We start from the raw sequence: 13,221 nt of genomic DNA, 5'->3' as shown, positions 1-13,221 counted from the left end.
TGACGGTGAAGAAGAACAAGGTGGCGCCGCCTTTCCGCACCGCCGAGTTCGACATCATGTACAACGAAGGCATCAGCGCAGTGGGCGACCTGCTCGACCTGGCCGTCAGCGAAGAGATCGTCGTCAAGCGCGGGGCCTTCTACAGCTACGGCGACATTCGCCTCGGTCAGGGGCGTGAAAACGCCAAGGCGTTCCTGGCCGAGAATCCTGACCTCGCCGCCGAAATCGACCGGCTGGTGCGCCAACAGCATGGCATGCCGGTCGTGTTGGAGCCAAAGGCGCAGGTGCGCGTCCCTGTCGCCGCCGGCGTCGAAGAGAACTCTGGCATCCCCCTCGCAGCGTAGCGCCGTAAACCGCACTTTACAGCGCTGCGCCGTATATTCCTCTTGGAGCGCAAAGTGGCCGGATGCTTGATGCTTCCTGTGTCGCAAGCATTCGCCCACTTTGCGCTCTGATTTGCGCATTCGCTCCCTCTTGACGCCTTTGTTTCTTTGTGACTTTGTGGTAAGAAAAATAGAATCAAAATCCGTTAAATCGTCGCCCTTGATGAAACCCGGCGAGCCGTCATGGAAACCGCACTTTTCGACTACGAATTGCCTGAGTCTTACATCGCCCAACAACCGGCGGAGCCGCGCGACAGCAGCCGTCTGATGGTGCTTCACCGCGCCGACGGACGCATCGAGCATCGCATCTTCCGCGAGATCGGCGACTATCTGCGCGCCGGCGATCTGCTCGTCGCCAACGACAGCCGGGTCATTCCGGCGCGGCTGCACGGGCGTAAGCCTACGGGCGGCGAGGTGGAGGTTTTCCTTCTTCGCCAGCGGGATGAAGAGGGCAAGGTGTGGGAATGCCTTGTGCGCGGGCGAGGTCTGAACGAAGGGGCGAAAGTGCACCTGAGCGAGGAGCTATTTGCCGAAGTCGTCGCAGTGACGTCGGCGGGGACGCGCATCGTCGAGTTCAGTGCACCTGTGCACCCTTATCTCGACGCGTTGGGCGAGGTGCCGCTGCCGCCGTACATCACGCAATACACCGGCGACCGCGAACGCTACCAGACCGTCTACAGCCGCCCGGAAGGCAGCGTCGCCGCGCCGACCGCCGGCCTGCACTTCACGCCGGAGCTGCTCCTCCGGTTACGCGATCAGGGTGTGCTTTTCGAGACGGTCACCCTTCACGTTGGGTTGGACACTTTCAAGCCGGTGCAGAGCGAGCGCGTCGAAGATCATCACATCCACACGGAGTGGGCGGAGCTGAGCAGCGCCACGGCGCGGCGCATCAACGAGACCACGCTGGCCGGTGGGCGCATCGTCGCCGTCGGCACGACCACCGTGCGCACGCTGGAATGGGCGGCAACGGCGGCGCAGGGGCTCGATCCCTATGACGCGCAGGTGTGCCCCTGGCAGCGCGTGGCCGCCTTTGTAGGCGACGTCAGCCTGTACATCTATCCGGGCTACCGGTTCCGCGCCGTCGATGCGCTGATCACCAACTTCCACCTCCCTCGCTCCAGCCTGCTGATGCTGGTCAGCGCCTTCATCGCCCAGGCGCATCCGGAGGACGTGGACGCCGGCCGGCGCATCCTCCTGGCTGCGTACGAGGAGGCGAAGCGAGAAGGGTACCGCTTCTTTTCGTTTGGGGATGCGATGTTGATTTTGTGAGGAGGCGATGGTATCAGAATAGGCAATCACTCCTCAAAACTCTAGGCATCTCTGCTCTGCTGAAGCGGCCCTAAAACCAGACCATTTACACGACTCGGCGATCGAGCTGTTTCTTAAGGCCATGTGAAGCCAATGCTGACGCCCCACGGAAACCCCACACTGACCGAGTACGAACTCGCTCCCAAGCCCTGCTGCGCCGTAGATAGGGGAGCTCGCAGGATTCGTGCAAACTGCTGGACTTGCTGAATCGCTCTCTGCCCCTAACCGGCGCGGTTGCGCGGAAATGGACTCATAGGCGCGTGGACCTGTGCGAGGGCGTGTGAAACCAGCGACGCCCAGGCGTCGCAAGCCGCTGCAAGGACATCGGCGCTAACGCTGTATGGAGAGTGTTCCTTGATCTCCTCCACCAACTGTTCGTTGATTCGAGCGATCAGTTCGGCCAACTCAGCATCGGCCTCTTCGTCTGTTCGGTTGCGGATGCCCATTGCGCCTTCAAACACATCTACACGAAGCCTGTCGGTAGGTGGATTCATTCGATGCCTCTGTTTCGGATTAACGGTTTTGCTGACGAGTTTAAATGTTCTCTTCGGTGAGCAGACAAGATTCTATTGCTGATCAGAACGATTGCCGACCAAGCTGCAACCCTTCCTTGGATTAATCCCTGCCTACCGGGTGTTTCGGGGGCTTCTCGGAACGCCGGTGCTCTACTGAAAACCCACACAATACGATACTACTTAAGGATTGTGACACAACTTTTCCATTTTCCAAATCTTTCAAAAAGTCTGACCGGTTGAAATTTTCGCCGCTTAAGTGAGTGTGAGAAAACTATGAACCTTCGGAAAGCGGCTGCACCCAGATCAACTCAGGTATGATGCATTCGTCGAGGCATGGCCCATCCCAGGCCTAGGAGTGGTTGCGCAAACGGCGCAGCATTTTTGACTTAAGTTGGCGATTGCCCTGATTTTTTCATTTTGGTGGCTATTGACAAAATAAGATTTTTTTGCTAGGATGGAATCGATTCCAACTGGAATCGATTCCATCATTTATTTTCGAGTGATGTCAAAGCCAACAAAAGTTACAATTCAGGATATTGCTCGTTTTGCTGGGGTAGGCGTTGGCACCGTGTCGCGCGTGCTGAACGGTCATCCCAACGTTAGCCCAGAAACTGAAGCGAACGTACGCAAGGCGATAGAAGCGTTGGGGTATCGCCCTGTAGTTGCTGCGCAGACGCTACGCACGCGGCGTTCGAATGTGATCGGTTTTATCACAGACGAGATTGCGACTTCCCCACATGCAGGGCAGATCATACGAGGTGCACAAGAAGCTGCATGGAAGGGTGGAAAGATTCTGCTGCTTGTCAACACGCAGTGGGATCCAGAGCTCGAGCAGGCTGCTGTTGAAACGATGATTGACCGTCAGGTGGATGGCCTGATTTATGCAACAATGTATCATCGTCCGGTCACTCCTCCAGAGATCATGAGGCAGATTCCTTCAGTTTTACTTGATTGCTTCACAGAAGATGCCTCACTGCCTTCAGTGGTGCCCGATGAGTTCAATGGTGGCTATGAAGCTACGAAACTTCTGATCGAGCGAGGGCATCAGCGGATTGGCTTCATCAATAATACAGACCCTATCCCAGCTCAACGTTTGCGCATGAAGGGGTATTGCGCCGCTCTAGAGAGCTATGATCTCCCCTTCGATGAGGCGCTAGTCGTGGAGCGCAAATCAGAGCCAAAGGGCGGTTATGATGGCATGATGGTTCTATTAGATTTGCCAGATCCCCCTAGCGCTGTTTTTTGTTTCAATGATCGGATGGCCATGGGTGCTTATGACGCTATTCGTCAACGTGGATTTCGCATTCCACAAGATATTGCTGTGATCGGTTTTGATAACCAGGAGTTAATCGCTGCTAATTTATACCCCGGTCTAACAACGATGCAGCTCCCTCATTATGAGATGGGTATTTGGGCTGTTGAATACCTGCTATCTATGCTTGAAACTTCCGAAAAGGACGATTTTAAGCAGGAATGCTCTCCTCCCCAAGTGCAATTGAAGTGCCCCTTGGTGTTGCGAGATTCAGTGTAGCCGTACATTAGTTTTGTGAAAGGTTTCTGTAGGGTGTTTTAGGTACTTTGAAAATAAATTGTTTGGAATCGATTCCAATAGTAATGGAAACGATTCCAAACAAATCAGATTCATCCGACATAGTACCGGCGTAGTAGAAGTTACGAGCATCTTCAATTGTGAGTTTCAGGGAATGTTGAAGAGGTGCGCGTACCTCTTCTGGCTCTCCCTGTAACCCAATACATCGGTGTGGTTGTTTTTTTAAACTGTGCGACGGTTCCGACTTTGGAAAAAGGAGACACTATGAGCACTCAATCGCTACAGGGACTAAGCCGACGAGATTTTCTACGGTGGAGCGGCGCCACCGTCGCTGCACTGGCAGTAGCAGCCTGCGGACCGGCCTCTCCCCCACCTCAGGCAGGAACAGGAGAAACGGGGGGCGTTGCCCCGGCTGCCGAAGGAATTGTGCTGCGCATGCAAGTCAACCCCGAACACGAGCGGCCTGTCATCGAGATGTACAGACAGATCAATCCGAATGTCAATTTCGAGTTTGTCAGCGTCACCGGCATTGACCATGAAGAAGTCGCCGCCAAAATCTTAACAATGGTTGCTGCTGGGCAGGCATTAGATCTTGGCTATGCCGCCACGGAGGCAACGCAATTGTACGCCAGCCAGAGATTGGCGGCCCCCATCGACGAATGGGTGAAGCGTGACGCCGCCGAGCTAAAAGAGTATTTTGCGGATGTGCACCCATCTTTGATTCAGGCGATGATGTGGGAAGGCAGCCTGTATCAGCTTCCGATCGATTTCAACGCCGCCAACATGTATTTCAACACTTCTGTGCTACAGGAGGCAGGCATTGACTTTCCTCAGGCTGACTGGACAAAGGACGATTTTTATAACATTGCGAAAGCTGTCACCAAGAAAAACGCCAGTGGCGCCACCGAGGTTTTCGGTTACGCCTGGACGAACCGACTGTGGGGTGGATGGATGCCCTGGATTTTTGTGAACGGCAGCAATCTATTAGTCGAAGAACAGGCGCCGGGCGGCGAATGGTTATGGAACGAGTTCTATCCTGACGATCCGGCGGCGCAGGGGCGCGGTGGCGGCTGGCGTTGGACTGCTCCAAAAGCGAATGATCCGGCGAATGTTGAGGCGCTGGAGTTTATGGTGCAGCTTTTCCGAGAAGGGATCACCCCTGCCGTCGAGTTGGGAGGCGGTGAGACGTTGCAAGGCTTTTTCACCACTGGCAAGCTCGCAATGACTCCGGCCGGTGGTTTCTGGGCAGGTGGTTTGCACAACGCTGGCATGCCGAAAGATTCATTTGATGTTCAGTTGATGCCCAGGTGGAAAAATCAGCGTCATCAATTTGGTACAGCAGGTCAGTGGATCTTTGCAGACAGCAAGAATAAGGATGCCGCCTGGGAGTATATGAAATTCCGTATTTCCAGGGACGCTATGATGGCGAACGGCATGTTCAATCCGGTTACGCTGACCACCCCCACGCGGCGTTCCATGTTAACTGCGGAGCGTTTTGCCGAGACCGGGCCAGCGAACTGGCAGGTATTTTATGCCACGCTCGATGACCATCCTGACACAGCGCCGATACCGGCGCCGCCTGTCTCTAACCCAATGACGGCGCTTTTCGTGAGTTACACCTCGCGCGCAATGAATGGCGAGTTGACGCCGCAGGCGGCGCTGGATGGGATGCAGAGAGAGCTAGAGGATCTCTTTGCCCGCCATCCAGATATGTATGTGAAAACAAGTTGACTTTGGAGGTTGGGCGCAGCGATTTCGTATCCTGCGCCCTTTCGTTACTCAAAAAATGGGCAACGGGTAGTGAATAGGTGGTGCTCAAGTAAAGGGGGCAGCCCTGTATCGGTTTTTAAGGAGGAACGCCATGTCGTCCACTGCTTCCAGAAGTCAGCATGCCACGTCGCATGTACGCAGATCTTTCAATCCATACATCTGGTTGACCGAGAATACGCTTCACGGAATGGCGCGGCGCAAAGCTTTGTTGGGATATCTGTTCTTGGCTCCCACCATCCTCGGCATTTTGGTTTTTACGGCGGGGCCGGTCCTTTTCTCGTTTATCCTCAGCCTATTCCGTTGGAACGTCTTTACACCGCCGCAGTGGGTTGGCGCAGTGAATTATACTCGTATGTTCGCAGATAGTCGCGCACTGACGGGGTTCTGGAATTCGTTTGTGTTTGTGACTTTTGCGGTAGGCCTTCAAGTGGCGTTGGGGCTGCTTCTGGCAATGATTCTTCAAACGCGCATGCCAACATGGCTCCGTTACACCTATCGCACCAGTTTTTTGTTGCCGATGCTGATGTCGGGAGCAGCTACGGCGATTGTGCTTGGGTACATGCTCCATCGAGAATTTGGAGCAGTCAATTATTACCTGGGGTTGCTCGGCATTCCTCGAGTGCCTTGGTTGACGGAGCCAGGATGGGCTATGGTGAGCATTATCATATCCTATCTGTGGTTGTCCACCGGTTTCACGATGATTTTGTTCATCGGGGGGCTGACCAATATATCCACCGAGATCCTTGATGCCGCAGACGTCGATGGCGCTCACGGTTTCACGCGCTTCTGGCACATTACGCTGCCACTTGTGAGCCCGACGCTGCTCTTTGCTGCTGTCACTGGCGTGATCGGCGGCCTGCAGGTCTTTGATCTACCTTATATTATGACGCGCGGCGGCCCAGGCGACTCGACGCGCACTGCAGTGATGGTGATGTATGAGTCAGCCTTCAAGAACATGGAGATCGGCTATGGGTCGACAATCGCCGTTGTACTCTTTCTGATTATTTTGGCTGTAACTGCAGGCCAGTTCGGACTCAGCAAGCGTTGGGTGTTTTATCAATAAGGAGGCGCTACGATGGAATCGACGGCTACCCAATTTGTTCCGCCACGCCGCTCGGTCGCTGTGACGGTTAGAGATTTCTTGCAATACCGATTCAGTCGCTGGTTCCTCTTGCTGGTGACCGCTTGCTTTGCTGTAATCTTCGTAGCCCCCTTTGCATGGACGGTCTCCACTTCCTTACGCCAGCCAATGGAATCGTTCAGCGTCCCACCACAATGGATCGTGTTGAATCCAGATTGGTCGAATTATGTGCAAGTCTTCGAACGCATTCCGTTTTTCCGGCAGATTCTTAACAGTTTCATCGTAGCAATCGCTGTAGTAGTCGGCCAACTGTGCACTGCATCGTTGGCAGGATATGCATTTGCGCGACTGGAGTTTCCGGGGCGGAATTTGCTGTTTTGGCTGGTCATGGCCACGATGATGATTCCATTGCAGGCGACGATTATCCCTGTTTTTGTGATAATCAGTCGCCTGGGTTTAGCCAACACGCTTTGGGCGCTCATTATCCCAGCGCTGCCGACAGCTTTTGGGACATTTTTGATGCGGCAGTATTTTCTTGGCGTACCGAAGGATTTTGAAGAGGCAGCTGTAATCGACGGTGCAAATCAGCTACAGATTTTTGCGCGCGTCTACTTGCCGCTGGTTACGCCAGCGCTTGCTGTATTGGCCATGTTGGTGTTTAACGGTATGTGGAATGATTTTTTCCGTCCACTGATCTTTATCAACGATCCGTACCTGTTCACGATACCGCTCGGATTGAATGACCTCAAAGGTTATATGGCGACCGGAAGCATCTCCGTTGTGCTTGCAGGTGTGACAATGTCTTTGATCCCTGTAGTGATCGTATACATCTTTGGACAACGATATCTGATTGAAGGCATCATGATGGGCGGCGTAAAAGGCTAAGCCCGCCTGTCCGTTGTGCAACAAACTCTATCGAGCGCAAATAGATAGAACGGAGATTTCATGCAAAATTCCAGCCCTGCGATTGGGCGATTCATCCTTGCCCGACGCACACCCGACCCTCACCGCCCGCATTACCACTTCACCGCGCCCGCCAACTGGCTCAACGATCCCAACGGTCTGATCGACTGGAAAGGAACGATCCATCTCTTCTACCAATACAACCCCAACGGCCCCTTTCACGGCACGATCCACTGGGGGCACGCCTCCAGCGTCGATCTCGTGCACTGGCGCGATCATCCCATCGCCCTGGCGCCGACGCCAGGTGGACCGGACGCCGACGGCTGTTGGTCGGGCTGCGCGGTCGATGACCGGGGCGCGCCGACGCTGCTCTACACCGGCGTCAGCCCCCAGGCGGTCTGTCTGGCGGTGGGCGACGAGACGCTGGAGACCTGGCGCAAATATGAGGGCAACCCCGTCATCCCTGCGCCGCCGTCGGAAATTGCGGCGGTCTGCGGCGGCGATTTTCGCGACCCCTACGTCTGGCGCGAGGACGACGCCTGGTGGATGGTGATCGGCTCGCGGCGCGAAGGTGTGGGCGGACTCGTCCTGCTCTACCGCTCCGTCGACTTGCGGCGCTGGGAATTCGTGCGCGTTCTGCTGGCGGGCGATGAGCAGGCCAGCCCCTATTTTTATGAAGGCGCCATGTGGGAGTGTCCCAATCTGCTCGACTTCGGCGACCGCCGCGCCTTGATCCTCTCCGTGCAAGATGTGCACTTCCGTTTGCATCACGCCGCATACTTCACCGGCTTGTATCATGCGCAGGAGTTTACACCTGTCACGGGAGCCGTGCTGGCCTATGGCGACTCCTTCTACGCGCCGCAGGCGACGCGGCTGACCGACGGGCGCTATCTGCTCTTCGGATGGCTGCGCGAGACGCGGCCGCGCGAGGCTGCGATGGCGGCGGGCTGGAGCGGCTGCATGTCGCTGCCCCTCATCGTCACGCTGCGCGAAGATGGGCGGCTGGCGCTGGCCCCTGCGCCAGAACTGGAAGCGCTGCGCGGCGAAGCGTGGAGCCTGAGCGACCTGCCTCTTGGTCCCCACACTATCCAGCGCTTGGACGTCGCCGGAGAGGCGCTGGAGATCGAGATCGCCTTCGTCCCGGATCGCGCCGATGCATTCGGCGTGGCCGTGCGTTGCTCGCCCGACGGCGAAGAACAGACGCGCATTGTCATCCGGCCGCGACAGAACGAACTGTACGTAGAGCGGCTCGAGGCGGGCGTCGCTGTGACGCCGACGGCCTCCATGCCTCTGACGCCGGCGACGCCGCTCGTCTTGCGCATCTTCGTCGACGCCTCGACGTTGGAGATCTTCAGCGAAGACGGCCGCTACCTGGCGACGCGCCTTTATCCCCGGCGCAGCGACAGCGCCAGCGTGCACCTCTTCACCACAGGCGCCGCCGTCAACGTCCAACGTCTGACGGTTTGGCGTCTGGCGTCGATCTGGCAATAGACAGCCAAGGTGTTCGCACCCCCTTATCTCGACCGATATCGCTCGCGAATGATCGGGATGAGATACTCGTTGAACGCCCGGTCGACGTCGTACTCTGGCGCCCAGTCCCAGTCCAGCCGGGCGGCGCTGTCGTCGATGTCTGCGGGCCAGGAGTCGACGATCGCCTCGCGCTTGTGGTCCGGCTGAAAGGTGATCTGCGCGTCGGGAAAGGCGGCCAAGACGCGGTCGCGAATCTGCGCGGCGGAGAGCGTGAAGCTGGTGACGTTGTAAACGTGTCGCGTCAGCCGTTCACGCGGTGCGTGCGCCAGCATCAACAGTGCGCGCACCGCGTCGGGCATCGCCATGAAAGGAATGCGCGCCTCCTCGCGCACGAAGCAGGCGTAGGGAACGCCACGCGCTGCGGCGTGGATCATCTCCGGCGCATAGTCGCTGGTGCCGCCGGACGGGACGGTGTAGGCGCTGATCAGACCCGGGAAGCGCACGCAGCGAAAGTCGATCGTCGGCGGCTGCTCGGCGGCAAGCTGCCGATAGTAGCGACTGAAATACACGCCGAGATGTTCGCAGTAGAGCTTGTTGCAGCCGTACATCGTGCGCGGCTGGTTCCACTCGAACTCGCGCACGCGTTGAAAGTGCATCTTGGTCTCACGGTCCGGCAGGCCGTAGGCGGCGATCGAGCTGGGAAAGATAAACTGCACCGGGCGTTTGCGCCACTGGCTCTCCTCCGCCGCAATCTTGAGCAGCTGCAGCGTCGCCTCGACGTTGACCTGGTGCGCCTCCTCCGGCTGAATTTCGGCGCGCGTCGAGAGCAGGGCGGCAAGGTGGTAGATCACATCAATTTCATATTCGCTCACCAGCCGCGCCAGCAGACGCAGATTGAGCAGGTCGCCCTCGACGTGCGTGCTCAACGATTGCAGCTCCGCAGGCAGGGGATGCAGGTCCAAGGTTAAAAGGCGGCGTTCGCCCTGGCGCGCCAGCTCCTTGAGCAAGGCCTGCCCCACCTCGCCGCTGGCGCCGGTGATGAAGATGACTCGTTTGCGCATCAGATCACCCTCAATTCCTTGCCCACCGCCTCGAAGATCTCCAACGCCTGCTCCAAATCGCTCTTGCTGTGCGCAGCGGAGTTCATCACGCGGATGCGCGCCTTGCCCATCGGCACGGTCGGATAGCCGATGGCCATGGCGAAGACGCCTTTCTCGAAGAGGCGGCGGCTGAACTCCTGCGCCAGCGGCGCCTCGCCCAACATCAGCGGAATGATCGGCGTCTCGCTGCGGCCGGTGTCGAAGCCAAGCGCCTGCATGCCGCTGCGCAAAAGGCGCGCGTTCTCCCACAGCCGCGCCACGAGTTCATCCGACTCCCGCAAGATGTCCACCGCCTCGATGCAGGCGGCCACGTCCGGCACGGTCATGGCGCTGGAGAAGAGGAAAGGGCGCCCTCGCTGTCGCAGCCATTCGACGATCGGTTTTTTGCCCGCCACCATGCCGCCGACGACCCCGAAGGCCTTGCTGAGCGTGCCCACTTCGATGTCGACGCGGCCGTGCAGCCCGAAGTGATCGACGATGCCGCGCCCCCCGCGGCCCAGCACGCCTTCGCCGTGGGCGTCGTCGATCATGAGGATGGCGCCGTGCTCCTCCGCCGCCTCCACCAGCTTATCGAGCGGCGCGATGTCGCCGTCCATGCTGAAGACGCCGTCGCTGACGATCAGGCGACGCCGCGCCTGAGAATGTTCGGCCAGCTTGCGGCGCAGGTCGTCGACGTCGTTGTGGGCGTAGCGCACGGTGCGCGCCTTGCTCAGCCGACAGGCGTCGATGATGCTGGCGTGATTCAACTCGTCGGAGAAGATCAGGTCGCCCTCGCCCATCAGCGCCGGAATAGTGGCGAGATTGGCCATGAAGCCGCTCTGGAAGGTGATGCACGCCTCGGCCTGCTTGAACTCCGCCAGTTTCCGCTCCAGCTCGACGTGCAGCGTCATCGTGCCGGCGATGGTGCGCACCGCGCCCGGCCCAATGCCATAGCGGTCGATGGCGCGCTTGGCCGCCTCGCGCAGCCGGGGATGGTTGGCCAGCCCCAGGTAGTTGTTGGCGCAGAAGTTGAGCACTCGTCGCCCGTCGATGGTCACCCAGGCGTCCATCGGCGAATCGATCACGCGAATGTTGGCGCTCAGCCCTCTGGCCGCCAACTCGGCCAGCTCCTGCTCGATCCAGTTCAAAGCGTCGTTGCTCATGGTTGGCTCCTTTGCAATCGGGATGGATGGATGAAGAACGCGGGTTGCCGCAACTCAATCTGCACGCTGTTTCCCTTCTCGGCGAATGGAGGCATGCGGACCCATCCGCACCTCCGCTGCATCCGCCCATCTTTGATTTACGGCTGTTTTACGGCGCCGTCGCAGCTTCCAGCCAGGTGAGGTAGATCATCGCCTCTTCAAAGCTTGAACCGCACATCTCTGGGGTGGGGCGCAGCGCGTTGCAGGCCGCCGGTCGCTCAGGTTGACCATAAATCATGCAGCGGTTGTCCTCGCTGAGCTGGACGCAGCGCACGCCCGCCGGCTTCCCCTCCGGCATGCCGGGGATCGGAGAGCTGATCGAGATGGCGATGCAACATGCGCCGCAACCTACGCGACACTCCATCACTCCGCTCCTCGGCGCAACAGGGCCAGCTCATCGGCTGTGAAGGGATTTTCGCCGCGCTCCAGCGCTTCGATCCAGCCTTCGACGCGCGGCCCTCGATATTTGGCGTACAGCGACGGGTGCTCCTGCTGCACCCAGGCCAGGTAGGCGCGCAGGTCTGCGGCCGCCTCCTCGTGACGGCCCAGCTGCGCCAGCGCAATCGCCCGGCTGTCGAAGCTGGCGCCGGTGGGGTCGAGCGCCACGGCGGCGTCGCAGTAGGGCAGGGCGGTTTGGGCCTCGCCCGCCGTCCCATATCCCCAACAGAGGGCGTTCTGGATGGGAGCGAAATCAGGCGCCAGCCGCTGCGCCTGCTCCAGGTCGGCGGTCCAGTTTGGGCTGTTGCGACGAATTTCGACCAGCGCGCGGTGGTAGTAGCCTCGATGGTCTTCAGGGGCCAGCATGATGACGCGGGAGAAATCGTCGTAGGCGGCCTCGAGGGCTTCGTCGTCGTTGCGTTGGTAGTAGGCGATGCCGCGATTCAACAGCGGGTCGATGCGGTTGGGGTGTCGGCGAATGACTGCGTCGAAATCGACGATGGCGGCGTCGAGGTCGGCGCGTTCATCGAGGGAGAGCAGGGCGCGACCGAGCAGGGCGGTGCCGCGGTTATAGCGGGCGTTCTCCCAGGCCGGCTGAAGTTCAAGCGTTTTTGTATAGTGAAAAATGGCGTCGCTCAAACTCTGCACGGTGTACCCTTGAACGATCGGCGTCAACAGGCCGATGTAAAAGTGGGTCGAGGCCAGGATCGTCGGGTCGCTCGGTGCCTGCGCCAGCGTGCGGCGATAGACGAGCAGCGCCTTGTCCGTTTCTTCGACGGTGCGGTAGTAGCCGGCCAGTGTGTAAAGCGCAAAGATGCGAGCGTCGCGCGGGACATCCTGGTTGATGACGTAGGGCAGCGAGGACGGCGCATCGACCGGGTTGACCCAGTAAGCGTCCTCCTGCGTTGGCGTCGTCAGGCCGGCGCGCACGCGGCCGGCGTCATATTCGCCCCAAATGACCATCGCCGCATGCGCGCTCGTCAGCACGCGTTCGGCCTGGTCCGCCTCGGAGAGAGGCTCCGGCCAGATGGCGATGCGCGCGTCCGTCAGCCCTGCCTGCCGCAGCTCGGCCTCCAGCGCTTCGCGAATGCGTCCGGCGATGTTGAAGCGCAGGTCGTCGGAGGTGTAGCCGACGAAGGGGGCGATCACGATCAGGTGTTCGCCCGGCCCGGCGACGATCGGCGCGGGTGAAGGGGTAGGTGAAGGGGTGGGCGACGGGGCAGGCGAAGGCGTCGACAGGGCCGCGGCGGGCGTTGAAGTCGCCGACGCTATCGGCGCATCGCTCGCTTGAGGAAAAAGAGCGCGCAAGACAAGCGTTCCAACAAGAGCGACGATGAGAATCAACGCAGCGGCGACGCCGAGCATCAGCGCAGGATGGTCAATGAGGCGCACAGGTCGAGCAGGCGTTTTCGCTTCGGCGGTGAACGCTGTATCCTGGGCCGTCAAATGGCCGGGCGCAGGGGGGAGAGCGCCGCTTGCCTGCTCTGCCGCGATTCTGCTCGTCCCTGCTGCGGCTTCCACCG

General features: G+C 59.0%; 11 protein-coding genes and 1 pseudogene. 7 read left to right on the top strand and 5 right to left on the bottom strand.

All coding sequences use genetic code 11. The features are described from left to right. Together Q0367_RS07300 and queA are read left to right on the top strand one after the other, a co-directional pair. A pseudogene (locus tag Q0367_RS07300) lies at positions 1-344 on the top strand (DNA recombination/repair protein RecA); the annotation flags it as partial. Between the two features lie 222 nt (positions 345-566). Further along, entirely contained in the window at positions 567-1,652 is a 1,086-nt protein-coding gene (gene queA, locus Q0367_RS07295; RefSeq protein WP_297637120.1) for a tRNA preQ1(34) S-adenosylmethionine ribosyltransferase-isomerase QueA, read from the top strand. Between the two features lie 260 nt (positions 1,653-1,912). On the opposite strand, the gene Q0367_RS07290 is transcribed toward queA, so the two are convergent. Next, positions 1,913-2,185: a hypothetical protein gene (locus Q0367_RS07290; protein ID WP_297637123.1), complete on the bottom strand. Its 273-nt coding sequence runs from the start codon at positions 2,183-2,185 to the stop codon at positions 1,913-1,915. Between the two features lie 475 nt (positions 2,186-2,660). Here Q0367_RS07290 and Q0367_RS07285 point away from each other — a divergent pair, with 475 nt between their 5' ends. The 5 genes from Q0367_RS07285 to Q0367_RS07265 all read left to right on the top strand — a co-directional run bounded on the left by Q0367_RS07285 (position 2,661) and on the right by Q0367_RS07265 (position 9,000). Then, positions 2,661-3,737: a LacI family DNA-binding transcriptional regulator gene (locus tag Q0367_RS07285; protein ID WP_297637126.1), complete on the top strand. Its 1,077-nt coding sequence runs from the start codon at positions 2,661-2,663 to the stop codon at positions 3,735-3,737. A gap of 282 nt (positions 3,738-4,019) precedes the next feature. Next, positions 4,020-5,486 carry a sugar ABC transporter substrate-binding protein gene (locus Q0367_RS07280; protein WP_363325844.1) on the top strand — a complete coding sequence of 489 codons (1,467 nt, stop codon included), beginning with the start codon at positions 4,020-4,022 and terminating at the stop codon, positions 5,484-5,486. Between the two features lie 130 nt (positions 5,487-5,616). Further along, positions 5,617-6,588 carry a carbohydrate ABC transporter permease gene (locus Q0367_RS07275; RefSeq protein WP_297637143.1) on the top strand — a complete coding sequence of 324 codons (972 nt, stop codon included), beginning with the start codon at positions 5,617-5,619 and terminating at the stop codon, positions 6,586-6,588. 12 nt (positions 6,589-6,600) lie between these two features. Next, positions 6,601-7,491, top strand: a complete 891-nt coding sequence (locus Q0367_RS07270; protein WP_298981360.1) for a carbohydrate ABC transporter permease — start codon at positions 6,601-6,603, stop codon at positions 7,489-7,491. A 60-nt stretch (positions 7,492-7,551) separates the two neighbouring features. Then, positions 7,552-9,000: a glycoside hydrolase family 32 protein gene (locus Q0367_RS07265; protein WP_298981359.1), complete on the top strand. Its 1,449-nt coding sequence runs from the start codon at positions 7,552-7,554 to the stop codon at positions 8,998-9,000. A 23-nt stretch (positions 9,001-9,023) separates the two neighbouring features. On the opposite strand, the gene Q0367_RS07260 is transcribed toward Q0367_RS07265, so the two are convergent. The 4 genes from Q0367_RS07260 to Q0367_RS07245 form a co-directional block, all read right to left on the bottom strand. Further along, positions 9,024-10,040 (bottom strand): NAD-dependent epimerase/dehydratase family protein, encoded by a 1,017-nt coding sequence (locus tag Q0367_RS07260; protein ID WP_297637152.1) that lies wholly within the window; start codon positions 10,038-10,040, stop codon positions 9,024-9,026. Next, positions 10,040-11,221: a glycine C-acetyltransferase gene (locus Q0367_RS07255; protein ID WP_297637155.1), complete on the bottom strand. Its 1,182-nt coding sequence runs from the start codon at positions 11,219-11,221 to the stop codon at positions 10,040-10,042. The genes Q0367_RS07260 and Q0367_RS07255 overlap by 1 nt, the downstream gene beginning before the upstream one ends. A gap of 148 nt (positions 11,222-11,369) precedes the next feature. Continuing rightward, on the bottom strand, positions 11,370-11,624 hold the full coding sequence (locus Q0367_RS07250; protein ID WP_297637158.1) for a YkgJ family cysteine cluster protein: 255 nt from the start codon (positions 11,622-11,624) through the stop codon (positions 11,370-11,372). Beyond that, on the bottom strand, positions 11,624-13,221 hold a 1,598-nt coding region (locus Q0367_RS07245; protein ID WP_298981358.1), incomplete at its 5' end, for a tetratricopeptide repeat protein. The genes Q0367_RS07245 and Q0367_RS07250, both read right to left, overlap by 1 nt.

This window comes from uncultured Caldilinea sp. (assembly GCF_937128415.1).
Lineage (GTDB): Bacteria > Chloroflexota > Anaerolineae > Caldilineales > Caldilineaceae > Caldilinea.
Note: the sequence above shows the minus strand (reverse complement) of the source record. Positions and strands in the feature narration are given on the sequence as shown.